Source organism: Streptomyces sp. GL_140 (genome assembly GCF_057834465.1).
In genome coordinates this window covers 5,887,618-5,913,435 of sequence record NZ_CM174404.1, presented here as the reverse complement: position 1 = coordinate 5,913,435, position 25,818 = coordinate 5,887,618, and the positions used below count along the sequence as shown (strand labels likewise).

The 25,818-nt window shown below is 72.4% G+C and carries 24 protein-coding genes and 1 pseudogene; 10 read left to right on the top strand and 15 right to left on the bottom strand.

Going from position 1 to position 25,818, the window contains the following annotated elements:
- Positions 1 to 57 precede the first annotated feature (57 nt).
- From AC3IYJ_RS27430 to AC3IYJ_RS27420, 3 genes are all read left to right on the top strand, one after another.
- The gene (locus AC3IYJ_RS27430) at positions 58 to 1,065 is read left to right on the top strand and encodes an aldo/keto reductase (RefSeq protein WP_489397385.1); all 1,008 of its coding nucleotides are present in this window, start codon (positions 58 to 60) and stop codon (positions 1,063 to 1,065) included.
- Between the two features lie 244 nt (positions 1,066 to 1,309).
- Positions 1,310 to 2,527 carry a PQQ-dependent sugar dehydrogenase gene (locus tag AC3IYJ_RS27425; protein WP_489402952.1) on the top strand — a complete coding sequence of 406 codons (1,218 nt, stop codon included), beginning with the start codon at positions 1,310 to 1,312 and terminating at the stop codon, positions 2,525 to 2,527.
- A 42-nt stretch (positions 2,528 to 2,569) separates the two neighbouring features.
- A complete protein-coding gene (locus AC3IYJ_RS27420) occupies positions 2,570 to 2,749 on the top strand; it encodes a DUF6191 domain-containing protein (protein WP_489397384.1) in 180 nt (59 codons plus the stop codon).
- On the opposite strand, the gene AC3IYJ_RS27415 is transcribed toward AC3IYJ_RS27420, so the two are convergent.
- The 6 genes from AC3IYJ_RS27415 to AC3IYJ_RS27390 all read right to left on the bottom strand — a co-directional run bounded on the left by AC3IYJ_RS27415 (position 2,746) and on the right by AC3IYJ_RS27390 (position 10,421).
- Positions 2,746 to 5,895: a helix-turn-helix transcriptional regulator gene (locus tag AC3IYJ_RS27415; protein WP_489397383.1), complete on the bottom strand. Its 3,150-nt coding sequence runs from the start codon at positions 5,893 to 5,895 to the stop codon at positions 2,746 to 2,748. The genes AC3IYJ_RS27420 and AC3IYJ_RS27415 overlap by 4 nt on opposite strands.
- 32 nt (positions 5,896 to 5,927) lie before the next feature.
- Positions 5,928 to 6,095: a hypothetical protein gene (locus AC3IYJ_RS27410; protein ID WP_489397382.1), complete on the bottom strand. Its 168-nt coding sequence runs from the start codon at positions 6,093 to 6,095 to the stop codon at positions 5,928 to 5,930.
- A gap of 189 nt (positions 6,096 to 6,284) precedes the next feature.
- On the bottom strand, positions 6,285 to 6,872 hold the full coding sequence (locus AC3IYJ_RS27405) for a hypothetical protein (RefSeq protein WP_489397381.1): 588 nt from the start codon (positions 6,870 to 6,872) through the stop codon (positions 6,285 to 6,287).
- A gap of 121 nt (positions 6,873 to 6,993) precedes the next feature.
- Positions 6,994 to 7,548 (bottom strand): GNAT family N-acetyltransferase, encoded by a 555-nt coding sequence (locus AC3IYJ_RS27400; RefSeq protein WP_489397380.1) that lies wholly within the window; start codon positions 7,546 to 7,548, stop codon positions 6,994 to 6,996.
- A gap of 39 nt (positions 7,549 to 7,587) precedes the next feature.
- Positions 7,588 to 9,837: an MMPL family transporter gene (locus AC3IYJ_RS27395; RefSeq protein WP_489397379.1), complete on the bottom strand. Its 2,250-nt coding sequence runs from the start codon at positions 9,835 to 9,837 to the stop codon at positions 7,588 to 7,590.
- 182 nt (positions 9,838 to 10,019) lie between these two features.
- Positions 10,020 to 10,421 carry a cupin domain-containing protein gene (locus AC3IYJ_RS27390; RefSeq protein ID WP_489402951.1) on the bottom strand — a complete coding sequence of 134 codons (402 nt, stop codon included), beginning with the start codon at positions 10,419 to 10,421 and terminating at the stop codon, positions 10,020 to 10,022.
- A gap of 123 nt (positions 10,422 to 10,544) precedes the next feature.
- On the opposite strand from AC3IYJ_RS27390, the gene AC3IYJ_RS27385 reads away from it, so the two are divergent.
- Together AC3IYJ_RS27385 and AC3IYJ_RS27380 are read left to right on the top strand one after the other, a co-directional pair.
- Positions 10,545 to 11,372 (top strand): GNAT family N-acetyltransferase, encoded by an 828-nt coding sequence (locus tag AC3IYJ_RS27385; protein WP_489402950.1) that lies wholly within the window; start codon positions 10,545 to 10,547, stop codon positions 11,370 to 11,372.
- 107 nt (positions 11,373 to 11,479) lie between these two features.
- Complete coding sequence (locus tag AC3IYJ_RS27380) at positions 11,480 to 11,998, top strand: DinB family protein (RefSeq protein ID WP_489397378.1); 519 nt, start codon at positions 11,480 to 11,482, stop codon at positions 11,996 to 11,998.
- 108 nt (positions 11,999 to 12,106) lie between these two features.
- Here the strand turns inward: AC3IYJ_RS27380 and AC3IYJ_RS27375 are convergent, their stop codons facing one another.
- Positions 12,107 to 12,868, bottom strand: a complete 762-nt coding sequence (locus AC3IYJ_RS27375) for a siderophore-interacting protein (RefSeq protein WP_489397377.1) — start codon at positions 12,866 to 12,868, stop codon at positions 12,107 to 12,109.
- A 323-nt stretch (positions 12,869 to 13,191) separates the two neighbouring features.
- Here AC3IYJ_RS27375 and AC3IYJ_RS27370 point away from each other — a divergent pair, with 323 nt between their 5' ends.
- Positions 13,192 to 14,304, top strand: coding sequence for a penicillin acylase family protein (locus AC3IYJ_RS27370; protein ID WP_489397376.1), 1,113 nt, complete (start codon positions 13,192 to 13,194; stop codon positions 14,302 to 14,304).
- 58 nt (positions 14,305 to 14,362) lie between these two features.
- Positions 14,363 to 14,521 (top strand): annotated as a pseudogene (locus AC3IYJ_RS27365) (GNAT family N-acetyltransferase); the annotation flags it as partial.
- Here the strand turns inward: AC3IYJ_RS27365 and AC3IYJ_RS27360 are convergent.
- A complete protein-coding gene (locus tag AC3IYJ_RS27360; protein WP_489397375.1) occupies positions 14,481 to 15,284 on the bottom strand; it encodes an alpha/beta fold hydrolase in 804 nt (267 codons plus the stop codon). The pseudogene AC3IYJ_RS27365 and the gene AC3IYJ_RS27360 overlap by 41 nt on opposite strands.
- Positions 15,285 to 15,483: 199 nt before the next feature.
- Between AC3IYJ_RS27360 and AC3IYJ_RS27355 the strand changes: the two genes are divergently transcribed.
- Positions 15,484 to 16,254 (top strand): Scr1 family TA system antitoxin-like transcriptional regulator, encoded by a 771-nt coding sequence (locus tag AC3IYJ_RS27355; RefSeq protein WP_489397374.1) that lies wholly within the window; start codon positions 15,484 to 15,486, stop codon positions 16,252 to 16,254.
- The gene (locus AC3IYJ_RS27350; RefSeq protein ID WP_489397373.1) at positions 16,251 to 16,493 is read left to right on the top strand and encodes a DUF397 domain-containing protein; all 243 of its coding nucleotides are present in this window, start codon (positions 16,251 to 16,253) and stop codon (positions 16,491 to 16,493) included. The genes AC3IYJ_RS27355 and AC3IYJ_RS27350 overlap by 4 nt, the downstream gene beginning before the upstream one ends.
- 22 nt (positions 16,494 to 16,515) lie before the next feature.
- Here AC3IYJ_RS27350 and AC3IYJ_RS27345 read toward each other — a convergent pair whose 3' ends face one another.
- Positions 16,516 to 17,040, bottom strand: a complete 525-nt coding sequence (locus tag AC3IYJ_RS27345) for a hypothetical protein (RefSeq protein WP_489397372.1) — start codon at positions 17,038 to 17,040, stop codon at positions 16,516 to 16,518.
- Positions 17,041 to 17,195: 155 nt separating this feature from the next.
- Here AC3IYJ_RS27345 and AC3IYJ_RS27340 point away from each other — a divergent pair, with 155 nt between their 5' ends.
- A complete protein-coding gene (locus tag AC3IYJ_RS27340) occupies positions 17,196 to 19,049 on the top strand; it encodes a protein kinase domain-containing protein (RefSeq protein WP_489397371.1) in 1,854 nt (617 codons plus the stop codon).
- 95 nt (positions 19,050 to 19,144) lie between these two features.
- Here the strand turns inward: AC3IYJ_RS27340 and gatB are convergent, their stop codons facing one another.
- The 6 genes from gatB to AC3IYJ_RS27310 form a co-directional block, all read right to left on the bottom strand.
- Positions 19,145 to 20,653, bottom strand: coding sequence for an Asp-tRNA(Asn)/Glu-tRNA(Gln) amidotransferase subunit GatB (gatB, locus tag AC3IYJ_RS27335; RefSeq protein ID WP_489397370.1), 1,509 nt, complete (start codon positions 20,651 to 20,653; stop codon positions 19,145 to 19,147).
- Positions 20,654 to 20,668: 15 nt separating this feature from the next.
- Entirely contained in the window at positions 20,669 to 20,848 is a 180-nt protein-coding gene (locus AC3IYJ_RS27330) for a hypothetical protein (RefSeq protein ID WP_489402949.1), read from the bottom strand.
- Between the two features lie 62 nt (positions 20,849 to 20,910).
- Complete coding sequence (gene gatA, locus AC3IYJ_RS27325; RefSeq protein ID WP_489397369.1) at positions 20,911 to 22,413, bottom strand: Asp-tRNA(Asn)/Glu-tRNA(Gln) amidotransferase subunit GatA; 1,503 nt, start codon at positions 22,411 to 22,413, stop codon at positions 20,911 to 20,913.
- Positions 22,414 to 22,417: 4 nt separating this feature from the next.
- Positions 22,418 to 22,714 carry an Asp-tRNA(Asn)/Glu-tRNA(Gln) amidotransferase subunit GatC gene (gene gatC, locus AC3IYJ_RS27320; protein ID WP_007266718.1) on the bottom strand — a complete coding sequence of 99 codons (297 nt, stop codon included), beginning with the start codon at positions 22,712 to 22,714 and terminating at the stop codon, positions 22,418 to 22,420.
- A 362-nt stretch (positions 22,715 to 23,076) separates the two neighbouring features.
- Positions 23,077 to 23,523 carry a nucleoside 2-deoxyribosyltransferase domain-containing protein gene (locus tag AC3IYJ_RS27315; protein WP_489397368.1) on the bottom strand — a complete coding sequence of 149 codons (447 nt, stop codon included), beginning with the start codon at positions 23,521 to 23,523 and terminating at the stop codon, positions 23,077 to 23,079.
- Between the two features lie 20 nt (positions 23,524 to 23,543).
- Positions 23,544 to 25,739, bottom strand: a complete 2,196-nt coding sequence (locus tag AC3IYJ_RS27310; protein ID WP_489397367.1) for a putative bifunctional diguanylate cyclase/phosphodiesterase — start codon at positions 25,737 to 25,739, stop codon at positions 23,544 to 23,546.
- Between the last annotated feature and the right edge of the window lie 79 nt (positions 25,740 to 25,818).

The following is a 25,818-nucleotide window of genomic DNA, read 5'->3' as shown; positions in this document are numbered from 1 at the left end:
CCGGACCGAGCCGTTAGTTTTGTTGGCCGTACCGGCAGGACCAGGGGGGACGCACGGGTGGAGCGCAGGTCGATCGGGGCGGGGGCGCTGACGGTGGGCGCCGTCGGGCTCGGCTGCATGCCGCTGAGCGGGGCGTACGCGCCTTCGCGCAAGCGGCGCGAGGACTCGCTGCACACCGTGCACACGGCCCTGGACCTGGGCGCGAACCTCCTGGACACCGCGGACCTGTACGGCCCCTACACCAATGAACTGCTGCTGGGCCGGGTGCTCGCGGAGCGCCGGGCGGACGCCTTCGTGTCCGCCAAGGCGGGGCTGCGGGCGGACGGGCTGCACGTGGTGGCCGACGGGCGGCCGGGATACCTGCGGCGGGCCTGCGACGCCTCGCTGCGGCGGCTGCGCACCGACGTCATAGACCTGTACCAGCTGCACCGGGTGGATCCGGACGTGCCGGTCGAGGAGACCTGGGGCGCGATGGCCGATCTGGTGGGCGCGGGGAAGGTGCGGGCCCTCGGGTTCTCCACACTCGGCGCCGGAACCGGGCCGGGCGCGGGTCGGCGCGGGGACCGGGCCTACGGGGCGACCCTGCGTCACCTGGAGCGGGCGCAGCAGGTGTTCCCGGTGAGCGCGGTGCAGGCTGAGCTGTCGCTGTGGTCCCCGCAGGCGGCCTGGCAGCTGCTGCCGTGGTGCGCGGCGCGCGGGGTGGGGTTCCTGGCGGCGATGCCACTGGGGAGCGGGTTCCTGACGGGGACCCTGACCCCGGGCGAGGGGTTCGAGCCGCAGGACGTTCGGGCCCGGCATCCGCGGTTCACGGCGTACGCGATGGCGGCGAACCAGGTGCTGATCGCGGGGCTGCGGCGGGTCGCGCGGCGGCACGGGCCCGAGGTGACGGCCGCGCAGGCGGCGCTGGCGTGGGTGCTGGCGCAGGGACCGCAGGTGGTGCCGGTTCCGGGGGCCGGGCAGGCACGGTGGGCGGCGGAGAACGCCCGGGCGGCGGAGGTCCGGCTGACCGCCGCGGACTTGGCGGAACTGTCGGAGCTGCCGGCGCTGGTGGGGGGCTGGGACTGAGCTCCGGGCCGGGTGGGGGCGTGCCCGGGGCGGGGCGGTACGTGCCCGGGGCGGCGGCCCGGGGCGGCGGTCCCACAACCACTCGATCGAGTGTACGAGCGCCGGAACTTCGGGTATGACCGCGGCTGTTGAATCGTGTGAAGGCATGAGCGACGGACCGAAGGGGAGCAGGACGATGCGAAACGAACGGGATCAGGGGCGGGCGGCCACGGTGGAAGGGCGACGGGAGGGCATCCGGGTACCGATGCCGTACGTCGCCCCCCGCGCCCGGGTCCGCGGAGTGCTGACGGCGTTCGCCCTGGCCGGATGCGGGGCGCTGCTGGCGGTGGGATGCTCCCCGCCGGGCGGCGCCGGGGCCCGGCCCGGCGCCTCGCCACCGGGCCCGGAGTCCGGCCCGTCGGCGCCGGGCTCCACGGGCGGGGCCCCGGCGTCGGCATCCGCGTCGGCCCCGGCTTCGGGCCCGCCGGCCAAGGGTGGGGTGACGGTGACCGGCGTGGTCGCCAAGGATCTGGAGTCCCCGTGGGGCGTGGCTCCGCTGCCCGACGGGAATCTGCTGGTCGCCTCGCGGGACAAGGGCACGATCAGCCGGGTCGATGTGGCCACGGGCGCGGTGACCGCGGTCGGCAAGGTCCCCGGGGTGGCCCCGGGCGGCGAGGGCGGGCTGCTGGGCCTGGCCCTGTCCCCCTCCTTCGCCTCGGACCGGATGGTCTACGCGTACTTCACGACCGAATCCGACAACCGCATCGCCCGGCTGCGCTACGACGACAAGAGAACGGCCGGCGATCAGCTGGGCGCACCCGACACGGTGCTGCGCGGCATCCCCAAGGGCCTGATCCACAACGGCGGCCGGATCGCCTTCGGCCCCGACAAGATGCTCTACGCCGGGACGGGCGAGACCGGTGAGACCGGGCTCGCCCAGGACAAGAAGTCACTGGCCGGCAAGATCCTGCGGATGACCCCGGACGGGCAGCCGGTGCACGGGAATCCCGAGGCCGACTCGGTCGTCTACTCCTACGGGCACCGCAATGTGCAGGGACTCGCCTGGGACAAGGACAAACGGCTGTGGGCGGCCGAGTTCGGCCAGAACACCTGGGACGAGCTGAATCTGATCGAACCCGGCGGGAACTACGGCTGGCCCGAGGCGGAGGGGAAGGCGGGCAAGCCGGGGCTTCGCGATCCGGTGGCGGTGTGGAAGACCGACGAGGCCTCGCCGAGCGGGATCGCCTGGGCGCAGGGCTCGATCTGGATGGCCGGGCTGAAGGGTCAGCGGCTCTGGCGGATCCCGCTGGCCGGCGCGGACCCGGTGGCGGAGCCCGAGGCCTTCCTGGAGGGTCAGTACGGCCGACTGCGGACGGTGGTGGCCCTCGGCGGGGACAGACTGCTGCTGGTGACGAGCGAGACGGACGGGCGCGGGTCGCCGGAAGCCGGCGACGACAGGATCCTGACACTGACGGTGCGATGACCGGCGGGCCCCGACGGGGGGCCGAAAGGCACGGTGAGCGCGATGTTCAACATGATCGAGGAGCTCTTCAGCCCGGGACGCAAGCACGCGCACGACGAGAAGAAGCGGCTGGAGCTTTCCCGGACCGATGTCAACGACAACGATCCGGGAAAGGGTCCGATAGACCTGGACTCCGGCAAGGTGCTCATACGCCCGCAGGAGGACCCGGGGGCGACGGCCTAGCGCACCGACTGGGCCTGCCGGCCCTTCGCGGCCGGACCCGGGGCGGCCGGGTCCTGGGCGGCCTGGCTCGGGGCGGCCGGTCCGAAGAGCCGTAGCCGGTGGGCCAGGGCGGCGGCCTCGCCGCGGCCCGCGACACCGAGCTTCGCCAGGATGTTGGACACGTGCACGCTGGCCGTCTTCGGGGAGATGAAGAGCTCCTCGGCGATCTGGCGGTTGGTGTGGCCCGCCGCGACCAGGCGCAGTACGTCCCGCTCGCGGCTGGTCAGCCCCAGCGCCTCGACCGGGTCGGTGTCCGGCGCGTTGCGGTCCTTGTGGGTCCGGTCGGGGGTGAGCGGGAGCCGGGCGCGCTGCGCGAGCAGGGCCAGGTCCTCGCGGAGCCTGCGGGCTCCGAGCCGCTCGGCGGCCGCGTAGGCCTCGTGGAGCGGCCCGGCAGCGGTCTCGCGGCTGCATCCGGAGCCGAGCAGGGCCTCCACCAGCCGGTGCCGGGTCCTGGCCAGCAGGTACGGGCGCTCCAGGGGGCGTACGGCCTCCTCCACGCCCTTCCAGTCGGCGACGGTGTCCCGGTCCTCGACACGCAGCAGCTCGGCCCGGACGTACTCCGAGTGGGCGAGCCACACCGGAACCGGGGTGGACAGGGTCCGTGCGGCCTCGCGCAGCGTCCTCAGCGCCGCTTCGCGGCCCGCTTCGGCGGCCGGGAGGCCGCGGGAGTCGGCTTCGGCCGTGGCCGCGGCGAGCAGCAGCGGCCAGGCGTAGCGGTGGTGGCCGAGCGGGAAGCCCTGCTCAATGGCCGCGGCCATCTCGGTGCGGACGTCGGCTATCCGCCCCTCCCCCGCTGCCACTCCGACCGCGAGGCGGAAGAGCGGGATCCGGTGCTGGGGCTGGGTGTCGTGGACGCCGAAGCAGGCGCGGGCCACGGCCAGCTGGGTGGCGGCCTCGGTGAACTCGCCGCGGGCCAGGGCCAGGTAGGCCAGCCGTGCGGCGGCGGAGCCGCGCGGGGTGGGGCTGCTGACGAGGGCCAGCGTCTGCCGGGCCTGCGCTTCGGCGTCCTCCCAGCGGCCGAGGCTGTACAGGCTCTCCGCCAGGTTGCCCCGGACCCATGCCTCGGTGTCCAGCAGCTGGGACTTCTTGACCAGGGCGACACCACATTCGGCCAGTTCCACGGCGTCGCGGGACCGGCCCAGGCTTTCCAACTGAGAGGTGAGGTTGATATGTGCACGTCCCGCGAGCGTGCCGAGTCCGAGCTCGGCGGCCCGGTCCTTGACCGCGTACATCTCGGCGAGGCCGCGTTCGGGTTCCCCGGCGTCGGTGAGCAGACTGCCGATGGTGATCCGGGCGTCGAGCTCGGTCTCCTCGGCGCCGACCATCCGCGCGTACTCCACGGCGCGTTCGGCTGCGGCGAGGTTGTCGGGGCCCGGGTTGTGGAGCATCCCCCAGTTCGCGGCCCGGACCAGGACGTCGGCGTGCACCTGGGACGGGGGCAGCCCCTGGACGAGTTCCTGCGCCTTGGCGAGCTCCTCCCAGCCGTCTCCGCGGGCGAGGCTGGCGATCAGCCGGGAGCGCTCGGTCCAGAACCAGGCGGCGCGCAGCGGGTCGTGTCCGTCCTCCAGGGAGCGCAGCGCGGTCTTGGTGATCTTCAGGGCCCGTTCGCGTTCGCCGCCGAAGCGGGCTGCGACCGTGGCCTCGGCCAGCAGGTCGAGCCGTTGCAGCGGGGTGGTGGCGGGGTCGCAGCCGCAGGGCGGGTAGACCTCGGTGTAGTCCGCGGGGCGCAGTTCGGCGCGGATCTCCTCCGGGACGCCTTCCCACAGTTCCATGGCCCGCTCCAGCAACCGCAGTTGCTCGGAGTAGGCGTGCCGGCCGCGGGCCGCCACCGACGCGGCGAGCACGGCGGGCAGGGCCTTGACCGTGTCGTTGGCGTAGTACCAGTAGTTGGCGAGCCGGATGACCCGCTGCTCCTCGGCGCGGATCAGCGAGTCGTCGGCCTCCAGCTCCTCGGCGTAGCGGCGGTTGACCCGGGCGCGCTCGCCCGGCAGCAGGTCGTCGGAGACGGCCTCGCGGACCAGGGAGTGGCGGAAGCGGTATCCGTCCCCGTCGGGGGTGGCGAGGAGGATGTTGGCGCCGACCGCGGACCGCAGGGCCTCGATCAGCTCGTCCTCGGTGAGCCGGGTGACGGCCCGCAGCAGGTCGTACTCCACCGTGGAACCGCCCTCGGCGACGATGCGCACGACTCGCTGCGCGGCGTCCGGGAGGACTTCGACGCGCACGAGGAGCAGGTCGCGCAGGGATTCGGTGAGGCCGGTGAGGCAGCCGCTGGAGCGGGAGGCGACGAGTTCCTCGACGAAGAAGGCGTTGCCGTCGGACCGCTCGAAGACCGATTCGACGAAGTCCTCGTCGGGCTGCGAGGCGAGGATGCCGGCCAGCTGACGGCGCACCTCGGCCCGGTTGAAGCGGGGCAGCTCGATGCGCTGGACGGTGCGCAGCCGGTCCAGTTCGGCGAGGAGGGGGCGCAGCGGGTGGCGGCGGTGGACGTCGTCGGCGCGGTAGGTGGCGACCAGGACGAGCCGTCCGCTGCCGAGGGCGCGGAAGAGGTACGAGAGCAGGTGCCGGGTGGAGGTGTCCGCCCAGTGCAGGTCTTCCAGGACGAGGACGACGGTGCGGTCCGAGGCCAGCCGTTCCAGCATCCGGGCCGTCAGTTCGAAGAGCCGGGCGGTGCTTTCCTCGTCGTGCGGGCCGCGCGGGGTCTCGCCGAGTTCGGGGAGGATGCGGGCGAGCTCGTCCTCCTGGCCGGCGGCCGCGGCGGCCAACTCGCCCGGGAGCAGGCGGTGCAGGATGCGCAGAGCCGTCGAAAACGGGGCGAAGGGAAGTCCCTCCGCCCCGATCTCCACACAGCCTCCGACCGCTACGACCGCGCCGCGGCGGTCGGCCTCGCAGAGGAACTCCTCGGTGAGGCGGGTCTTGCCGACCCCTGCCTCACCGCCTATGAGCAGTGCCTGCGGCTCCTGGCCGGCGGCACGCGTCAGGGCGTCGGTGAGTATGGACAGTTCGTCGGCTCGGCCGACGAACACCGGGCTGACAGATCTGGTCTCCACGCCGCCGAGCATCGCACAGAGGTCCTGCTCGTCGGCACTGGATATTGGTGCGCTTCTCATCACGTGTCGTTCCACGCGGTACCCCGCCCGACTTACGCGGCGCGGGTGAAGCGAGCCCGGTGCCCCCTCACCGACCCTTCGGGGTTCTGGCTTCGAGAGAAGACCCGGTGGGCCTTCTTGGCCTCCTGGGCCAGGCGGTACGCGTCGGCCTCGCGGATGAGGTCTTCGCGGCGGGCGGTGGCGATCTCGTACTCGAACATCTCGTACTCCCTGGTTGCTTTTCCCGGACACCTCGTTCGGTGTGATCCAAGAATCGCGTCCCAGGGGGTACCGGCACATCGGGAGCATGCCGCATCTGCGCGGCCCAGGGGGCCTTAGGCCGGGGACTCACGTCCCTGAGGTGGGCTAAGGCGGGTACCTAGGCGAGCAGCGGGGCGGCACCGGACGTCTTAGGCGTCGGGGGCCGTCGGGAGGGGGTAGAAGTACATGACACCGAAGACGATCACGCCGATGGCGGCGATGGCGACGGCGGCCCAGGACACGGCGCGGACCCAGGCGGGGAGCGTACGGCCGGGCGCGCCGAAGGCGGGGCGGGCCAGGACGAAGACGGCGAGGAGCAGCGCCAGCGTCGACAGGACACCGTTGAACAGGGCGGTCACGTGCCAGGCGTTGCCGTACAGCGCCTCGATCTTCGCCTCGGTGGTGGTGATGTTGGCCGCGCCGATCTGGCCGATGAGGGTTTCGCGCTCCCCTACCATGCGGGAGACCCAGCTGCCGCTGAGGGCGACCAGGCCGAGACCGGCGGCGATGATCGCGGCGGCGCCGGCGCCGACACCGCTGGACTGCGCGGCGGGCTCTTCCAGCTCGTCGTCGAGGCCCTCGACCTCCTCGGCGTCCTCGGAGAGGACCGCTTCGGTGGTGACGTCGGTGTCCGCCGCGGCCGTGGCGGCGCTCGCGTCGGTGGTGTCGGCCTTCTTCAGGTCGGCCGGGGAGTCCGCCTCGGGAGCGGTCGGGGCGGGGGTCTTGGTGGTGTCCATGCGGGGCACGGTAGGCGCCTTGTCTGAGAGGTTTCTGAGAATCCGGCCGATCGGCCGCCCGCACCCGCCCCCGGGTGCTCGGGGTGCCACGGGACGGGTACGGGTAGGGGCCGCGGATCGGCTACGCGGGCCTGGCCGGGGACCACTCGTGGGCGAGGACCGACCAGATCTCGGTGTCCTGGCGCAGGCCCCGGTAGAGGTCGTTCTCGCGCATGACGCCCTCTCGGGTCATGCCGAGGCGCTCGGCGACCGCGATGCTCTTCTTGTTGGCGGGGGCGACGTGCCACTCGACGCGGTGCATGCCGCGGTCCTGGAACGCCCAGTCGATGATGGTCCGGCAGGCCTTGGTGACCAGGCCTCGGCCGGCGGCCGTGGGCTCCAGCCAGCAGCCGGCCTCGCACGTGCCGCTGCCGGTGTCGAAGGTCCGGAACAGGACCCCGCCGACGAGGACTCCGTCCACGCGGATGCCGTAGAGGCGCCCGGTGTCGGTGGCCGCCCGCTGCGCGTAGGTCCCGAGGTAGGAGCGCGCTCCGTCGAGGTCGGCGACCACGTCCGGCAGCCCGACGTACTGGCCGATGTAGGCCCGGCCGCGGTTCATGTGCGCCAGGAACTCCTCGGCGTGCCGGACCTCCAGCGGGAACAGCTGGGCGCCTTCGGCGAGGTCTGTCGAGAACATGCGGGGTTGTCCTTGGGTCTCAGGCGGCGGTCTGCCGGGTCACCGGGATGCTGTGGCGGGCTCGGTGCCGTCCTCGCTCGTGGCTTCGCCGGTACCGGTCCGCTGTGCCGGAAGTGTCGCACGCGACCGGCATTCGGGAGGCTCGATGCTGATGCGGGGCAGCCGTCGGTCGAGCCAGGCCGGCAGCCACCAGTTCGCGCCACCGAGCATGTGCATCAGGGCCGGGACCAGCAGGGTGCGCAGGACGAAGGCGTCGAGGGCGACGGCCGCGGCGAGCGCGATGCCGAACATGGCGATGAGCCGGTCGCCGCTGAGCACGAAGGCCAGGAAGACGGAGATCATGATGACGGCCGCCGAGTTGATCACCCTGCTGGTCTCGGCGAGCCCGACGCGCACGGCCCTCTTGTTGTCCCCGGTCTCCAGCCACTCCTCGTACATCCGGCTGACGAGGAAGACCTGGTAGTCCATGGAGAGCCCGAAGAGGACCGAGACCATGATCACCGGCAGGAAGGGCTCGATCGGCCCGGCGCTGCCCAGGCCCATCAGTTCGCTGCCCCAGCCCCACTGGAAGATCGCGACGACCACGCCGAAGGAGGAGGCCACGGCGGCCACGTTCATCGCGGCGGCCTTGACCGGGATGCCGATGGAGCGGAAGGCCAGCAGCAGGAGCCCGCAGCCGAGGGCGATGACTACGCCCACGAAGAGCGGCAGCTTGCCGATGATGACGTCGGCGAAGTCGTCGTAGCCGGCGGTCACGCCGCCCACGTGGACCTGCATGGAGGTGCCGTGCCCGGCGCGCGGGATGACGTCCGCGCGGAGCGTGCCGACGAGGTCGCTCGTGGCCCGGGACTGCGGCGAGGAGGCCGGTACGACGGTGACGACGGCGGTGTCGCCGCTCCGGTTGAGGACGGCGGGTCCGGCGGAGGCGACGCCGGGGGTCGTGCGGAGCTCGTCCGCGAGCCGGTCCACGGCCACCCGGTCACCGGCGCCCTCGAGGTGGGCGACCACGGTCAGGGGACCGTTCATCCCCGGCCCGAAGCCCTCCGCGAGCAGGTCGTAGGCCTTGCGGGTGGTGGACGTGGCCGGGTTGTTGCCCTGGTCGGAGGTGCCGAGGTGGAGGGAGAGCGTGGGCAGTGCCAGCACCACCATGACCACCGTGGCCAGGAGGCCGAGCAGCTTCGGACGACGCTCGACGAAGGCCGACCAGCGGGCGGCGAAGCCGGTGGCCGACTCGGCCCGCGGGCCCTCGGCGGCCAGCTTGCGGCGCTCGCGGCGCGAGAGGGCCCGCATGCCGATGAAGGAGAGGAGGGCGGGCAGCAGCGTCACCGAGGCCGCGACCGTCAGGACCACGGTGAGGGAGGCGGCTATCGCGACGCCGTTGAGGAAGTTCAGCCGGAGCACCAGCATGCCGAGCAGCGCGATGCAGACGGTGGCCCCCGCGAAGACCACGGCCCGGCCGGTGGTGGCGACGGCGTTCTCGGCCGCCTCCTCGACCGGGAGGCCGCGCTGGAGGCCCTTGCGGTGGCGGGTGACGATGAAGAGCGCGTAGTCGATGCCCACCCCGAGTCCTACGAGGGTGCCGAGCATCGGGGCGAAATCGGCCACCGGCATCGCGTGCCCGAGGAGGGTGATGCCGAAATAGGCGGTGCCCACGCTGACCAGGGCGGTCGCGATGGGCAGCAGGCTCGCGGCCAGCGAGCCGAAGGCCAGGAAGAGCACGAGGGCCGCGATGGCCACGCCGATCACCTCGGCGAGGTGCGCGCTGGGGGCTTCGGTGAGGCCGATGGCCCGTCCGCCGAGCTCGACCTGGAGGCCGTCCGCCTCGGTCGTCGGGTTCTTCGCGGCGTCGACGACGGCCTTCGCCTCGGCCTTGGGGACCGAGTCCGCCTGCTGGTCGAAGGTGACCACCGCGTAGGCGGTGCGGCCGTCGGGGCTGATCTTGGCGGCGCTCTCCGGTCCGGCGCCGTAGGGGCCGGCCACCGAACCGACACCGGGCAGGGCGGCTATCGAGTCCAGCGCCCGCGCCATGCGTTCCGCCACGGCGGGGGTACGTGCGCTCTGGTGGTCCGGGGTCCGCCACACGATGGTGTCGGTGTCGCCGCCCTGGCCGGGGAAGCCCTCACGGAGCAGGGCGTGCGCCTTGCTGGACTCCGTGCCGGGGACCTCGTAGTTGTTGGAGAACGCCGCTCCGGCGCCGACCGCAGCCGCCGCGGTCCCGCCGAGCGCGAGGATCCAGAGCAGGACGGCGACGAGGCGGTGCCGCATGCACCACCGTGCGATTGCTGCCAACGGACGAGCTCCCTGGTGGTTCGGATCTTCACCGGGGACGGCCCGTCGCAAAGAACGCTTGAACACTGAACGCTGAACGTCTCAAAACTTATGGTCTACACCTCCACGATCGCAGCGTCCCTTGATCGTTGGCGGCCATCGTGGGCAGCGTCACAGGCCGCCGGACAGCTGCGGGACCATGGTCACACTGGGTTCGGAGCGGAGGTCCCGCCGGACTGGTCCTCGGGCCGGCCCTCGGAGTGGCTGTCGGACTTGTCGCCGGACTCACCGTCGGCCCGGTACCCCGGCAGCGAGGGCCAGCGGACGGTGAGCACCACCGAGTCCTCCTCCGCGTGCCAGGAGTGGTCCACGCCGCGTCCCCACACGACGTAGTCCCCCTGTTCGGCCAGTACGACGCTGCGGCCGGGGAACTCCAACCGGAACCGGCCGCTGATGAGCACCTGCAGTGCCGTGCGGGACTCGCCCCTCACCCACTGCGCCCGCTCCTCACCCTTCGGGTGGACGCCCCACTTGATCTCCACATCCTCGCTGTGGCGGGGATCGCCGGGCTCCTTGAAGTGGCCGAGCAGCCAGCCACGGTCCATGGCGGCGTCCGGGGTGGCCCGGCCCGTGTAGATCGAGGGAGAGGGGGTGGGGTGCGCGCTCACCGGGGTGAGGTTAATGCAGTTGTGGGGGCGGGTGGCGGCTGGTGAGCTGGCCGGATGACGATGAATGCTGATGAGCTGATCGACCTGCGCGCCGAGTTCGACGCCGAGATGCGCCGCGGCGCCCAACCGGACACCGCCGACGCGCGGGTGGAGCGGGTGGGCGGGGCGGACGGCGCGGGCGGGGTCGTACGCCAGATCGTGCCCGGGGCCGGCGGGAACACCGTGCTCTGGTCCGACCTGGACGAGCGGACCGCGGACGCGGCGATCGCGGAGCAGGTGGCGTTCTTCACCGGGCTCGCGGCGCGGGGCGAGGCCGCGAGCGCGGAATTCGAGTGGAAGCTCTACGACTACGACCGCCCGGCCGACCTCGGGGACCGGCTGCGCGCGGCCGGCTTCGTCGCCGAGCCCGCGGAGACCCTGCTGATCGGCAGGACCTCGGAGCTCGCGAAGATCCCGGTGGAGCCGCCCGAGGGGATCACGCTGCGCGTGGTGACCGACGAGGAGGGCGTCGAGCTGATGATGGAGGCCCACCGCGGCGCCTTCGGCAAGGACCGCCACCGCATCGGGGAGCTGGTGCTGAACCTGCTGAGGGAAGAGCCCGACACGATCGAAGCGGTCGTCGCGATGGCGGGCGACACCCCGGTGTCGTCGGCCCGGATGGAAATGCGCCCGGGGACCTCCTTCGCCGGCCTGTGGGGCGGCGGCACCGTCCCCGAGTGGCGCGGCCGCGGCATCTACCGCCTCCTGGTCGCCCACCGCGCCCGAGTGGCGGCGGCGCGGGGCATCCCCTACCTCCAGGTCGACGCCTCGGAGGACAGCCGCCCGATCCTGGAGCGGCTGGGCTTCCAGGTGCTGGGCGTCACGGTGCCCTGGATCTGGGAGGGCTAGGTCGTCTCTGAGCGGGCGCAGCGCGGGGGCGTCGCGTTTCGGCCGACCCCTGACGGGTCGCAGCCGACGCCTTCCGCCCGCCCTCCCGCCGGGGCAAGATCACGACCATGGCAGCGACCGAACCCACCCACCGCACCGGACCGCCCCTGACCGGGGGCGAGCGCGAGACGCTCCGCGCGCACCTCGACTTCCACCGGGCCACCCTCGCCTGGAAGTGCGACGGCCTCACCGACGAAGAGCTGCGCCGCCAGGCGTCACCGCCCTCCACCCTGTCCCTGCTGGGCCTGGTGCGGCACATGGCGGAGGTGGAGCGGCACTGGTTCCGCCGGACGCTGGGCGGGGCGGAGGTCCCGCACCTGTGGTCGGACAACCACGACTTCCAGGCCGCCTACGACGCCTCCGGCTCGACCCGCGCCGAGGCCTTCGCCGCCTGGGAGGCGGAGGTCGGGCACTCCCGCGCGGTGGAGGCGGCCGCCGAGTCCCTCGACGTGACGGCGTACGTGGTGAAGTGGGAGGAGGACGCATCGCTCCGCACGCTCATGCTGCACATGATCCACGAGTACGCCCGCCACAACGGCCACGCGGACTTCCTCCGCGAGGCAGTCGACGGCACCACGGGCGCGTGAGCGCCCGCGCGACCGAGTACGCCCGCCACGTCGCCCGCGCCGCGCGCCGGCTCGGCCCCTACCCCGCGCCCTGGCCGCCCGAGGCGGGGGAAGCCCCGGAGGCAGAGGTCAAGGCCGCCAGTAGCCCAGGGCGTTGACCCGGCCCTTCGGGATCGCGAGGTCCTTGCGGAGCCAGCCGGTCAGGGTCCGGGTGGTGGCCGTGTCGCAGGCCAGCCAGACGTACGCCGACGCGGCCTCGCCGAGGAGGGAAGGGAGTTCGGCTCGGACCCGGTCGGTCAGGGCCTTGCCTCCGCCCGCGCCCCGCTCGACCCGGCGTACGTCGTGGCGGTCCGCGTGCACCCGTAGGGGCAGTTCGGCGTCGCTCGCGTGCTGCGTCTCGAACCAGACCGTCGCCGGGGTGTCCGGGAAAGCGTCCAGCAGGGAGTTGATCGCGGGCAGCGAGGCCGTGTCGCCGATCACCAGGAGCCGGGCGGGCGCCGGGTCCGGGGCGGTGAAGCCGGTGCCCTGGACGGTGGCGTCGATGGTGTCGCCCGGCGCCGCGCGCCGCGCCCAGTGGCTCGCGGCGCCGTCGTGCAGGGCGAATTCCAGCGAGAAGGTGCCGGTAGCCGGGTCCGGGTCGACCAGCGTGTACGCCCGCTGGTGCGGCTTGCCGTCGGCGGCCGCGAACCAGAGCCGGACCCACATCGTCGGGTGCAGCGACTGCCCCGCCGCCGAGAGCAGCCCGCCGTCCTCCAGCCGAACCCGCCGGAAGTGCTCGGTGACCTGCTCGGCCCCCGTCACCGTGAACGTGAAGTCCTTGGCCCGCATGAGCTTGAGGACGACGCCCTCCCACCCCTTGGCCGTCTTCCCCGCCCCGATCGCGACGCTCATTGCATCCCCGCCCTCCCTTTGAAGTTAGGTCAGCCTAACCTAAGCGGCGATGCCGGGTTGAGGTCGGCCCGGACCAGCGCGACTCGGGCGGAGTTCTTGTTCCCGAAGGGACACTGCTCCGCACGCGGTGCAAGTGCAGGTGCAGGCGCTCGGTCGCGCGGCCGTACCGAACCGACCGAGCCCGCCGATCCCACCGAGCCCACCGGCCCCGCCAGAAAGCGCAGGTCCCGACAGATGCAAGGACAACTCCGGCGCTCCGCGCCCACGACGGCGGGACCCGTCCCTCCCCACACTGAAGCCCGAGGCATTCCCGGGGCGATCCGGTGAGCACCACGGACGAGGCGTACGGAGACCGCGACGGATACCGCGACGAATACGCGCACGGCGAGGACTACGACTACGACCTCTACCGGGACTCCTGGGGCGTACCGCACCTCCGCGCCCCGGACCCGCTCCGCCTGTCCTACGCCCAGGGCCGCACCACCGCCCTCGACCGCGCCCGGCAGTTGGAGATCGAGCGGCTGCGCGCCGAGGGCGCGAGCGCCGCCCTCCTCGGCCCCGAGTCCGTCCCCTGGGACCGCTTCGCCCGCCAGAGCCGCCTCGCCGACACCGCGCGCCGCTGCTACGGGGCACTCGACCCGGAGACCGCCGCCTGGGTCCGGGCCTACGTCGCCGGGGTCAACGACGGGCTGGCCTCCGGGGCCGCCCGCGACCCCCGCTTCGTGCACGCCCCCGAGCCGTGGGAGCCCTGGGTCCCGCCGGCCATCTGGGTCTCCACCCACATCCTGTTCGCCGGCTTCGCCACGAAGCTGTGGCGCGAGCGCGCGGCCCGCGCCCTCGACGACGAGGCCGCCACCCTCTTCGCCACCGACGCCACCGTCTTCGCGGCCTTCCGGGCGGCGACCGTACGCCGCTTCGCCGCCGACCCGGTCTTCGCCGGCCTCGCGGACGCCCCGGCCGGACCGGAGGTGTTCCACCCCTGGCTGTACCTGCTCCCCCGGGTCGGCTACGCCCTGGAGGGGCTGCTCGCCACCCCCCTCCTGCCCGCGCTGGACCGGGCCGGGCACGTCCGCGCCGCCCTGGAGGACACGGCGGCCCCGGGCGCGCCCGACACTCCCTGGTCCGAGGTCCACCGCCTCGCCCCCCGGTCGGCCGTGCCGGATGCGGGCGCCGAGTGGCCCGGCCTCGGCGGCGACCACGACTGCGTGAACGCCACCTCCACCGTCCCCGGTTTCACCGACCTCACCGCCCGCGCCTCGGCGGCCCGTTACGTCTGGGACCTGGCCCGCCGCGAGGACAGCCTCTGGGTGGTCCCGCTCGGCGCGGACGGAGTCACCGGCAGCCCCCACCACCGCGACCAGCTCCCGCTCTGGGCGCGCTGCGAACTCGTCCCCGTCGTCACCGACTGGGCCTGCCTCACCAAGGAGTCCGCGTGACCACCTCCCCCGGTACCCGGTCCGCCGTCCACACCCAGACCATCGAGGGCTTCGGGACCGCAACGTGAAGGCCATCGTCCGCCTCCAGCGCACCGGTTTCGCGCTGGGTCCGGAGGTGGAGCTCCCGGAGATCGACCTGCCCGAGGTCCACCTCCCGGCCAAGCGGGCCCGCCTGCTCATCCTCGACGCGCCGGGACCTCAGCCAGAAAACCGCTGACCAGCGCCGCCCACTCCTGCGGGAGCTCGGCGAACGGCAGGTGTCCGGTGGGCAGTTCCGCCCACCGGGCGCCGGGCAGCGCGTCGGCCACCTCCCGCTGGAGGGCCAGCGGTACGAGGCGGTCGGCGGTGGTCGCGATGACGAGGGCGGGTACGTCGATCCGCGCGAGGTCTGCGCTCAGGTCCGCCCCCTTCACCAGCGCGGCGTGGTCCCCGCCGCCGGGCGGGAAGGACGCGGCGGTGGCCCGGACGACCGCCTCCACCTGCTCGTCGGTCAGCCCTTCCAGCGCCTGCGGGCTGAGGGTGAGCGGTACGAGGAGCCGCGCGAGCAGCTCGGACTCCTCGCGCCGGGCCAGCTCCGACCAGAGGTCGGTGACGAGCCCGAGCCACTGCCCGGCGCGGGCGAAGGTGGCGGTGAGCACGAGCGCGGTGACCCGTTCGGGGTACCGGGCGGCGATGCGCACGGCGACGTTCCCGCCGAGGGAGTAGCCGAGGACGGCGAACCGCTCCAGCCCCTCGGCGTCGGCGGCGGCCACCAGTTCATCGGCGAGCGCGTCCAGTTCCAGCGGCTCCGTGGCGCGCGGGGTCCCTCCCGTACCCGGGTAGTCCACGCCCACGACGGCGTGGCTCTCGGCCAGGGCATCGAGGATCGGACCGAAGTTCGACTCGACCGAACCCCCTCCGCCATGGGCGAGGAGCAGGCCGGGACCTCCGCTCCCCTTGCGGACGGTACGGGCGTAGATGCTGGTCAGTGCGGCGCTCATGGGATCCCCCTAAGTTCCGTAGCGGTCGCTACAGAAAGAACCGTACATGCTTTAACTAGCGACCGCTACAGAACTCAGGATTTTGTACGGGTGCCGTACGGGCCGACGGCGCGTCAGCCCCGTCCCGCCCGGGGATGTCGCAGGCATGGCAGACGACAACAGGCCCCAAAGGAACGTCTCGTGGCGAGTCCTTGGCACCATGGCCGCGCACTTCCGCAAGCAGACGGGCTACACCCAGGCGACCCTCGCCGAGTACCTGCACACCGACCCCGAGACCATCGCCTCCATGGAGCAGGGCCGCCGGCTCCTCCAGCCGCGCATGGCGGCGACCCTCGACGACCTGTTCGAGACGGGCGGGCTGCTGAGCAGGTCCCTGGCCAAGATCCCGAAGCGGGAGCGGTACCCGGCGTTCGCGATCGACTTCATCACGCACGAACGGGACGCGGAGAGCCTGTTCTCGTATCAGAACTCGGTGATCCCGGGGCTGCTCCAGACGCCGGAGTACGCGGCGGCCGTCTTCGGCTGCCTGTACCCGCCGCTCACCCCGGAGGAGGTCGAAGTACAGACCGCCACCCGGCTGGCCCGCCAGGCCATGCTGGGCCGGAAGCCGTGGCCGCCGATGATGCACTACATCGTGGAAGAATCCGTCCTCGAACGCCCCATCGGAGGGCGGGAAGTCCTCCTGGGTCAGCTCCGCCACCTGCGGGAAATGACCGAACTCCCCTTCCTCGGGCTCCAGATCATGCCCACAGAGCGCGAGTCCCACGCAGGCCTCAATGGCCCCATGGTGCTGCTGGAGACCGGCGACCACGACCAGCTCGCCTACCTCGAAGGGCAGGGCGTGAGCTTCCTGTTGGACGACCCCGAGGAGGTCCATCCGCTGAGTCTCAAATATGGGATCCTGCGGAACCAGGCCCTGTCCATGGAGGACAGCAAGCGCCTGCTGGACGACCTGCTAGGAGAGTCATGACGCACGCACTGACCTGGTTCAAGTCGAGCTACAGCGGCGACGAGGGCGGCGACTGCCTCGAAGTCGCTTACCACTGGCGGAAGTCCAGCTACAGCGGCAGCGAGGGTGGCAACTGCGTAGAGGTTGCCACCCACCCCTCCGCCGTCCACGTCCGCGACTCCAAGGTCACCGAGGGCCCGGTCCTGACCGTGGCCCCCGCCGCCTGGGCCGCCTTCGTCGGCGGCGCCGCCACCCGCTGACCGCCCGGAGTCCGACCAGGACTCAGCCCCGTTCCGGCACTCCGAGGTCGGCCCGCATGGCCGCCCGCATCACCCGGAGCGAAGCCCAGATGCCCTGCTGGGCCTCCGCCGCCGCGTCCATCGACTCCCCCGGGGCCGGCTCGCTCCGCTCCAGGCGCTTCACCTGCCCGTAGACGTTCGTGAGGGCGTGGTTGACCACCGTCACGGGCGCGAGGACGGGACCGGGGGCCACCATCTGCGCCTCGGAGTAGTGGTCGCGGAAGGCGTCCTTCGCCGCGTCGAGCGCGGTCCGGTCGGCGTCCTCGACCTGCCGTTCCCGCATGATGTGCAGATGCCGGTTGAGGGCGGTGGTGAACTGCCGGGCGTCCCGGTTGAGTTCCACGTAGCAGGTGCGCCGCAGCAGCAGGTTCTCGCGTACCGCGTCGTGACCGCGCACGAGCTCGATCTCGCGGCTCTTCGCGCGCACCGCGCCCCGCTGGGTGAGCAACGCGCCGCCCAGCGTGCCCGCGACACCCGCCACGGCGATGACCATCGAACCGATCTCCACCGGCCCCCCTCCCCGAGTCCGTTTCCCCGCACACAGTCTGCCGGACGGCCTGCCGGGAAGGTCTCGATGGGGGTGCGGAAACCGATTCCCATTGACCCCGCCAACCGCCCCACGGGAAACTGTGCATCCATCAATTACTGGGCGCTGGGGGGAAATTGACCAGCCAGAATCTGCACATCGGGCCGGACGCGGCAGCAGACCGCTACCGCTTGCTCCGATCCATCGGACGCGGCGGCGAGGCCGTGCTCTATCTCGCGGAGATCGAGCTCGCCGGAGGGTCCGAGCCCGTCGTGGTGAAGGTGCTCGACTCCAAGACCACGATCACGCCGGACGTCTTCGACCGCATCAGCCAGAAGTGGAACGAGCAGGCCGAGCTGCTGCGCTTCGTCCACCGGCCGGGGGTCGTGGGCGTACGGGAGCACTTCGAGGGGCCTCCGATCCACCGGCCCGGCGAATCCGGGACGCTGACCGGGCGGGCCCTCGTGCTCGTCATGAACCACGTCGACGGGCTGGACCTGCGCGACTGGCGGGCCGAGCGGACGCTCGCCACCGCCGCCGAGCGGCGCGAGGTGATGCGCACGCTGGAGCAGCTGGCCGACGTACTGGACTGGCTGCACTCGGGGAAGGCCACCCCGTCCGGGCGCCAGGTCATCCACGGTGACCTCTCCCCCGGCAACGTCATGGTCGACGCCCACGGGCAGGCGACCCTGGTGGACTTCGGCCTCAGCAAGCTGACCGCCGACCACCAGACCGCGGAGGTCTGGTTCACCCCGGGCTACGCGGCTCCCGAGGTCTTCGACGGGAAGCGGACCCCGGGCGCGGACCGGTACGCCTTCGGGGCCATCGCGTACTTCCTGCTGAGCGGGGAATCCCCGCCCGCGACCCCGGACCTGCTGGCGCAGGCCCTCGTACGGCTGCCGCAGTTCGCGGTGCTGGACGCGGAGCAGCGGGCGCGGATCGCCTCCATCTACGCGTCCGATCCGCTGAAGCGGCCGGTGAACCTGGCCGGGTGGATGAAGGACATCCGGCACGCGGTGGTGTCCACGACCACGTCCACCTCGCAGCGGGTGGTCCAGGACGTACCGCCGGCCCCGGCGGCACCCCCCGTGGTGGCCCCGGCGAAGCCCGTGGCCCCGCCGGTGCCGACCTACACGCCTCCGCCCGCCCAGCCGGTGTACGTCCCGCCGCCCACCGAGCCCGTGTACGCCCCGCCGCCCACCGAGCCGGTGCACACCCCGCCGCCGGTGCAGGCGAGCGTTCCGCAGGGATACGGTCCCGCGCCCGTCGCCGAGTCCCGTACGGAAACGGCGTCCCCGCCGCCCCCGCGCAAGAAGCGGCGGGCCGGGCTGGTGATCGGGGCGGTGCTCGCCGTGCTGGTGGTGGGTGCCGGCGCGGTGATCGGCGTCAAGCTGATCGGTGACAAGAAGGACTCGGGCGGCGCGAACACGGCGAGCGGCGGGGACAAGGCGGCCTCGTCCGCCTCGGCCCCCGCGAGCCCCGCATCCTCGCCCAGCCCGACGCCCAGCCCGTCGGACTCCGCGTCGAGCTCCGCGTCGGGCGGTCCGGCGACACAGCCGACGGCCTCGTCCTCCGGCCCCCCTTCGGGGGTGGCTCCGGGTGTCAACGCCGCGGATCTGACCGTCATCAACCCCGTATCGGGGCTCGGCGAGTTCACTGTCGGGGCGGCGAAGATCAACACCAAGCAGTACGGCGCGGCGTTCATCGCCGACCTGGGCTGCAACGGTGATGCGATCGCCGAGTTCGATCTCAACCGTGAGTGGAAGTACTTGGACTTCACGGCCGGAATCGACGACGGCTCCGCCCACGACAAGGGCCGGGTCACCATCACGCTGGACGGCCAGCCGGCCGCCTTCTCCGAGCTGGTGACGCTGGGCAAGCCCATCACCAAGCGGGTGGAGGTGAACGGCGCCCTGCGGCTGCGCCTCAAGGTGGACGCCGGCTGCGACATGGGCAAGGTGGTCATCGCCGGCCCGCAGCTGACGCGTTGACACATTGACGCGCTGAACGGCCAACGGCCCCGCACCGGTTCCTCTGCTGGCAGAGAAGTCCGGTGCGGGGCCGCTGCACGGAATACGCGTACCTCTTACTCGGAGACGCCCAGACGCTCCAGGATGAGCTCCTTGACGCGCGCCGCGTCGGCCTGGCCGCGGGTGGTCTTCATGACCGCTCCGACCAGCGCGCCGACGGCGGCGATCTTGCCGCCGCGGATCTTGTCGGCGATGCCCGCGTTGCCCGCGATGGCCTCGTCCACGGCCGCGCCGAGCGCGCCCTCGTCCGAGACGACCTTCAGACCGCGCTTCTCGACGACCTCGTCCGGGGTGCCCTCGCCGGCGAGGACGCCTTCGAGGACCTGGCGGGCCAGCTTGTCGTTGAGCTCACCGGCCGAGACCAGGGCCGCGACGCGCGCGACCTGGACCGGAGTGATGGGCAGCTCGTCGACGACGACGCCCTGCTCGTTGGCGTTGCGCGCCAGCTCGCCCATCCACCACTTGCGGGCGGCGGTCGAGTCGGCGCCGGCCTCGATGGTGGCGACGATGGAGTCCACCGCGCCCGCATTGAGGATCGACTGCATGTCGTGCTCGGTGACGCCCCACTCCTGGAGGAGGCGGTTGCGGCGCACGCGCGGCATCTCGGGCAGGCCCGAGCGCAGCTCCTCGACCCAGGTGCGGGCCGGGGCGATCGGGACCAGGTCGGGCTCCGGGAAGTACCGGTAGTCCTCGGCGTTGTCCTTGATGCGGCCGGCCGTGGTGGAGCCGTCCTCCTCGTGGAAGTGCCGGGTCTCCTGCACGATCGAGCCGCCGGAGGAGAGCACCGCCGCGTGGCGCTGGATCTCGAAGCGGGCGGCGCGCTCGACGGAGCGCAGCGAGTTGACGTTCTTGGTCTCGCTGCGGGTGCCGAACTCGGACTCGGGGGTCGGGCGCAGCGACAGGTTGACGTCGCAGCGCATCTGGCCCTTGTCCATGCGGGCCTCGGAGACGCCGAGCGCCTTGATGACCTCGCGCAGCTCGGCGACGTACGCCTTGGCGACCTCGGGAGCCCGTACGCCCGCGCCCTCGATCGGCTTGGTGACGATCTCGATGAGGGGGATGCCGGCGCGGTTGTAGTCCAGCAGGGAGTGGGACGCGCCGTGGATGCGGCCGGTGGCACCGCCGACGTGCAGCGACTTGCCGGTGTCCTCCTCCATGTGGGCGCGCTCGATCTCCACGCGGAAGATCTCGCCGTCCTCCAGCTGGACGTCCAGGAAGCCGTTGAAGGCGATGGGCTCGTCGTACTGGGAGGTCTGGAAGTTCTTCGGCATGTCCGGATAGAAGTAGTTCTTCCGGGCGAAGCGGCACCACTCGGCGATCTCGCAGTTCAGCGCGAGACCGATCTTGATGGCGGACTCGATGCCGATCTCGTTCACGACCGGCAGCGCGCCGGGCAGACCGAGGCAGACCGGGCAGGTCTGCGAGTTGGGCTCGGCGCCCAGCTCGGTCGAGCAGCCGCAGAACATCTTGGTCTTCGTGCCGAGCTCGACGTGGACCTCGAGGCCCATGACGGGGTCGTACGACGCGAGGGCGTCCTCGTACGACAGCAGTTCGATGGCAGTCACAGTGGAAATTCCCTCTCAGCCCAGCAGGACGTCGTCGTCGCCGAGACGCTTCAGTTCGCGGTACAGGATCGCGAGGCCGGTGACGATGGCCGCGGCGGACACGACGGCGTCGAGCAGCTTCAGCGTGTCGTGCTCGGTGCGGGCCTTCTTGGCCTGCTTGATCACGCTGATGGCGCCGAAAGCGGTGGTGCCCATCGACAGGTACGTACCGGACTTGGACTTCTTGAAGCCCTTGGCCTTGGACAGCGCACTCGAACTCACAGCGACGGAGCCTCCTCAAGCAGCGGGTGTCCCCAGCGTGCGACGAAGGCGGCCTCGACAGCGGCACCCACCTTGTACAGGCGGTCGTCCTTCATCGCCGGGGCGATGATCTGGAGCCCGACGGGGAGACCGTCCTCCGGGGCCAGGCCGCAGGGCAGCGACATGGCGGAGTTGCCGGCCAGGTTGGTCGGGATGGTGCACAGGTCCGCGAGGTACATCGCCAGCGGGTCGTCGGTGCGCTCACCGATCGGGAAGGCGGTGGTGGGCGTGGTCGGGGAGACGATCACGTCGACCTGCTCGAAGGACTTCTCGAAGTCCTGCGTGATGAGCGTGCGGACCTTCTGGGCGGAACCGTAGTACGCGTCGTAGTAGCCGGAGCTGAGCGCGTACGTACCGAGGATGATGCGGCGCTTGACCTCGTCGCCGAAACCGGCTTCGCGGGTCAGGGCGGTGACGTCCTCGGCGGACTTGGAGCCGTCGTCGCCGACGCGCAGGCCGTAGCGCATGGCGTCGAAGCGGGCCAGGTTGGAAGAGCACTCGGACGGCGCGATCAGGTAGTACGCGGCCATCGCGAGGTCGAAGGACGGGCAGTCCAGCTCGACGATCTCGGCGCCCAGCTCCTTGAGGAGCTCGACGGACTCGTTGAAGCGCTGGACGACGCCGGCCTGGTAGCCCTCGCCGGCGAACTGCTTGACCACACCGACGCGCATGCCGGCGACGGAGCCGTTGCGGGCCGCCTCGACGACCGGCGGGACCGGGGCGTCGATGGAGGTGGAGTCCAGCGGGTCGTGCCCGGCGATCACCTCGTGCAGCAGCGCCGTGTCCAGGACGGTGCGGCCGCAGGGGCCACCCTGGTCGAGGCTGGAGGAGAAGGCGACCATGCCGTAGCGGGAGACCGCGCCGTAGGTGGGCTTCACGCCGACGGTGCCGGTGACGGCGGCGGGCTGGCGGATGGAACCGCCGGTGTCCGTGCCGATCGCCAGGGGCGCCTGGAAGGCGGCCAGCGCGGCCGCGGAGCCGCCGCCGGAGCCGCCGGGGATCCGGGTGAGGTCCCAGGGGTTGCCGGTGGGCCCGTAGGCGCTGTTCTCGGTGGAGGACCCCATGGCGAATTCGTCCATGTTGGTCTTGCCGAGAATGACGACGTCGGCTTCCTTCAGCTTGCGCGTCAGGGTGGCGTCGTAGGGCGGGATCCAGCCCTCCAGGATCTTCGAACCCACGGTGGTCGGAACGCCGACCGTGGTGAAGATGTCCTTGAGCGCGAGCGGGACGCCGGCGAGCGGGCCCAGCTTCTCGCCGTTGGCGCGCTTGGCGTCGACGGCTGCGGCCTGGGCGAGGGCGCCCTCGCGGTCGACGTGCAGGAAGGCATGGACCTTCTCGTCGGTCGCCTCGATGCGGGCCAGGTGGGCCTCGGTGACCTCGACGGCCGTGAGCTCGCCGGAGGCGATCTTCTCGGCGGTCGCGGCGGCCGTGAGCCGGATGATGCTGTGCGTGTCGGTCATGTTCTTAGTCCTCACCAAGGATCTGCGGCACCTTGAAACGCTGCTGCTCCTGGGCGGGGGCGCCGGAGAGCGCCTGCTCGGGGGTGAGCGAAGGACGGACCTCGTCCGCGCGCATGACGTTCGTCAGCGGCAGCGGGTGGGAGGTCGGCGGGACGTCTTGGTCGGCGACCTCGGAAACGCGGGCGACCGCGCCGATGATGTCGTCGAGCTGTCCAGCGAAGTGGTCGAGCTCTTCGCTCTTCAGCTCCAGACGTGCCAGCCGAGCGAGGTGGGCGACCTCCTCGCGCGTGATGCCAGGCATGCAGCGATCCTCTGGGGGTGGTGAGTGTGTAGGTTTCGGGCCCAATCCTATGGGGCCCGGCCCCTGGTCGACGCCCCGGTTTCCGTCCGGGGCGGTACGAGGCCTCCGGCCGAGCCCGATTCCGCTGCGCGGAGCGGAGTCCCCTACCCGCCCTTCGCCCGTTCCCCGGGCGCTGCCCGGACCCGGTCCTCAAACGCCGGACGGGCTGAAAATTTCAGCCTCGCCCGGGGGCACCTCCCAGCGGTAGCTGGGGGAGTTTGAGGCGCGGGGTCTGGGGCGGAGCCCCAGGGAACGGTGGAACTGGGGGTCCCCCCGGACGGAGTCTGGGGGATGGGTAGGGGACACGCCCCGCAGGGCAGCCGTCAGACCAGGCCGGTCAGGAGCGCGCGGGCCGCGGCCACCGCTTCGGGGAGGGTCCCGTGGACCTGGAGGCCCGGTCGGGCCAGGGCCAGCTGCGCCACGACGTCCGCGCGCCGCGGATAGCCCGGGTCCGCGCCGACGACCAGCCGGCGCCCCGGCACGGCCGCCGCCGCGCCGAGCTCATACAGAGTGATCGGCTGCACCGTCAGCACAGCGTCACACGCCGGGAACCAGAACAGCGTCACGTCGGCCAACAGCAGGTGCCGGTACTCCCACGCGATCTGGACGTCCGTCTGCGAGGGATCGGACAGGTCGAAGTCCGCCCGGCGCGGGTTGAGCACGACGAAGTCGGCGAGCGCGGCCGCCGCCTGCGGCTGCCACGGCGGGCAGTGCGTGATCCCGCCCGCCAGGAACACCGACGGCGGATCGCCCGCCGCGGGCCGGTGCACCGCCGGCGCCTCGAAGTACCTCACTGCGTCTGCGCGGCCGCGGCCTCCGCCGCCAGCTCCGCCGTGATGTCCGCCGGTCGGCGCCAGCCGCGCTCGCCGCGGGCCAGCAGCCAGGCCGTGGCCTCCTGCGGAGGCATCGCGGCGGCGACGAGCCAGCCCTGGACGGCGTCGCAGCCCAGGTCGCGCAGGCGCTCCCAGGTCTCGTCGTCCTCGACGCCCTCCGCGACGACCAGCAGGCCCAGCGAGTGGGCCAGGTCGACCGTGCAGCGGACGATCTCCGCGTCCTGCGCGTCCACCGCCAGCCGGGCCACGAACGAGCGGTCGATCTTCAGCTCGCTGACCGGCAGCCGCCGCAGGTGGACCAGGGAGGAGTAGCCGGTGCCGAAGTCGTCCAGCGACATCTTCACGCCGTGGCCGGTCAGCCCGGCCATGGTGTCGGCGGCCCGCTGCGGGTCCTCCAGCAGCACGTGTTCCGTTATTTCCAGCTGGAGGCCGCTCGCCGGGACCCCGTGCCGGGCCAGCCGTGCGGCCACCGCTCCCGCGAAGCCGGGGGTGTGGACGTCGCGCGGCGAGACGTTGACGGCGACCGGGACCTTGAGGCCCTGGGCCCGCCACCGGGCGACCTGCGCGAGCGCGGTCTCCAGTACGTACTCCGTCAGGTGCGGCATCAGACCGGAGGTCTCCGCGATGGCGATGAACTCGTCCGGGGGGACCCGCCCGCGCTCCGGGTGGACCCAGCGGACCAGCGCTTCCAGTCCCGCCACCTGTCCGTCGAAGCGGACCTTCGGCTGGTAGTGGAGCTCCACCTCGCCCGCGTCGAGCGCGCGCCGCAGGTCGCCCAGCAGACCGAGCCGGTCGGGGGTGTTGCTGTCGCGCTTGGACTCGTAGACCTCGACGCCCGTGCGGTCCCGCTTCGCCTGGTACATGGCGACGTCGGCGCGGCGGAGCAGTCCTTCGGCGTCGAGGGCGTGGTCGGGGAAGACGGCGAGGCCGGCGCTGGCCTCCAGGACCAGGGTCAGGCCGTCCAGGTCGAGCGGGGAGCTGAGCTCCGCGACGAGGTGGCGGGCGACCCGCTGGGCGCTGGTGGTGGAGTCGGCGATGGGGAGCAGGACGGCGAACTCGTCGCCACCGAGGCGGGCGGCCTCGGCGTCCGGGGGCAGGGCCTGGCGCAGCCGGTCCGCTATCTGCAGGAGCAGCCGGTCGCCGGCGAGGTGGCCGAGGGTGTCGTTGACCGCGCGGAAGCGGTCCAGGTCGATCAGGACCAGCGCCGAACGGGTGCTCAACCGTTCAGCCTGGTCGAGCGCGCTCCAGGCCCGCTCCAGCAGCCACTGCCGGTTCGGCAGCCCGGTCAGCGGGTCGCGCAGCTGCTCCTCGGCGCGGGCGCGGGCGATCCACAGGGTGGAGTCGAGGGCGATCAGCGGTACGGCGAACAGCGGCAGCAGTACCGGCTGCGCTTCGGCGACCACGCAGATCAGCGGGGCGATCCCGAGCAGGGCCACGGCCACCAGCGCCTGGCGCACCAGTGCGGTGCGGGCGACGGTGGGCAGTCCCCCGCCGCTGGGGGTCAGCGCGAGCCACAGCAGGACACGGGTGACGAGCAGGTAGGCGAGGGCGACCAGGATGACCTCGGGGATCGCCGCGATCCCCCAGCTGGTGGGCAGCCACGGGTGCTCGACGGTGGGCGACTCGCCGCAGGCGGTGAGTACGAGGGCGCCCGCGCCGATCCCGAGGATGTCGGTGGAGCCGTGCAGCAGGCCCTGGCGCCAGCGGTGGCGGCGGGCCGCGCCGACGAGGGTGACCACGGCGAGCGAGACCAGGCCGGCGGGGACCCATCCGTAGAGGATGAGGACGCCGAGGGTCAGGGCCGCCCCCGAACCGGTGCCGCCCCACCAGCGGTCGCGGCCGAGGGCGACGAGGTGGCCGACGATGATGCCGGTGAGCAGGGCGAGCGCCCAGCCCACCGCGCCTCCGGGGAACAGGGCATGACGGCTGGTCAGCGCGGTGATGATGCCGACGGCGAGCACCACGCCGGCGAGGCCCACGATGCCGAAGGGCAGCGCGACGTGCCGCAGCCCCGCTCCGCCGGCGTCCAATCCGGTGTCGAGCGGCCGGGAATGAGGTGTCCTGGAACCCAGGACACCGAGCCGGCCCGCCCGCACCGGCGGGAGTTCCCCGCCGAAATCTGGTGACGGGTCGGCGCTTTCGGTGGGTTTCATGCCCGTCCCTCTCACAGCCGGCAATGCCGATGCCACGCAATGGCCCCGATGTCATGCCATCACGACTGGATACGCATCA

Coding starts and splice junctions, on each gene's coding strand:
- AC3IYJ_RS27350 (WP_489397373.1), top strand. CDS start 16,251: ATGACGCACGCACTGACCTGGTTCAAGTCGAGCTACAGCGGCGACGAG.
- AC3IYJ_RS27310 (WP_489397367.1), bottom strand. CDS start 25,739: ATGAAACCCACCGAAAGCGCCGACCCGTCACCAGATTTCGGCGGGGAA.
- AC3IYJ_RS27375 (WP_489397377.1), bottom strand. CDS start 12,868: ATGAGCGTCGCGATCGGGGCGGGGAAGACGGCCAAGGGGTGGGAGGGC.
- AC3IYJ_RS27390 (WP_489402951.1), bottom strand. CDS start 10,421: ATGGACCGTGGCTGGCTGCTCGGCCACTTCAAGGAGCCCGGCGATCCC.
- AC3IYJ_RS27425 (WP_489402952.1), top strand. CDS start 1,310: ATGCCGTACGTCGCCCCCCGCGCCCGGGTCCGCGGAGTGCTGACGGCG.
- AC3IYJ_RS27380 (WP_489397378.1), top strand. CDS start 11,480: ATGGCAGCGACCGAACCCACCCACCGCACCGGACCGCCCCTGACCGGG.
- AC3IYJ_RS27360 (WP_489397375.1), bottom strand. CDS start 15,284: ATGAGCGCCGCACTGACCAGCATCTACGCCCGTACCGTCCGCAAGGGG.
- gatA (WP_489397369.1), bottom strand. CDS start 22,413: ATGACCGACACGCACAGCATCATCCGGCTCACGGCCGCCGCGACCGCC.
- AC3IYJ_RS27400 (WP_489397380.1), bottom strand. CDS start 7,548: ATGTTCTCGACAGACCTCGCCGAAGGCGCCCAGCTGTTCCCGCTGGAG.
- AC3IYJ_RS27330 (WP_489402949.1), bottom strand. CDS start 20,848: ATGGGCACCACCGCTTTCGGCGCCATCAGCGTGATCAAGCAGGCCAAG.
- AC3IYJ_RS27415 (WP_489397383.1), bottom strand. CDS start 5,895: ATGAGAAGCGCACCAATATCCAGTGCCGACGAGCAGGACCTCTGTGCG.
- AC3IYJ_RS27385 (WP_489402950.1), top strand. CDS start 10,545: ATGAATGCTGATGAGCTGATCGACCTGCGCGCCGAGTTCGACGCCGAG.
- AC3IYJ_RS27355 (WP_489397374.1), top strand. CDS start 15,484: ATGGCCGCGCACTTCCGCAAGCAGACGGGCTACACCCAGGCGACCCTC.
- gatC (WP_007266718.1), bottom strand. CDS start 22,714: ATGCCTGGCATCACGCGCGAGGAGGTCGCCCACCTCGCTCGGCTGGCA.
- AC3IYJ_RS27410 (WP_489397382.1), bottom strand. CDS start 6,095: ATGTTCGAGTACGAGATCGCCACCGCCCGCCGCGAAGACCTCATCCGC.
- AC3IYJ_RS27420 (WP_489397384.1), top strand. CDS start 2,570: ATGTTCAACATGATCGAGGAGCTCTTCAGCCCGGGACGCAAGCACGCG.
- AC3IYJ_RS27405 (WP_489397381.1), bottom strand. CDS start 6,872: ATGGACACCACCAAGACCCCCGCCCCGACCGCTCCCGAGGCGGACTCC.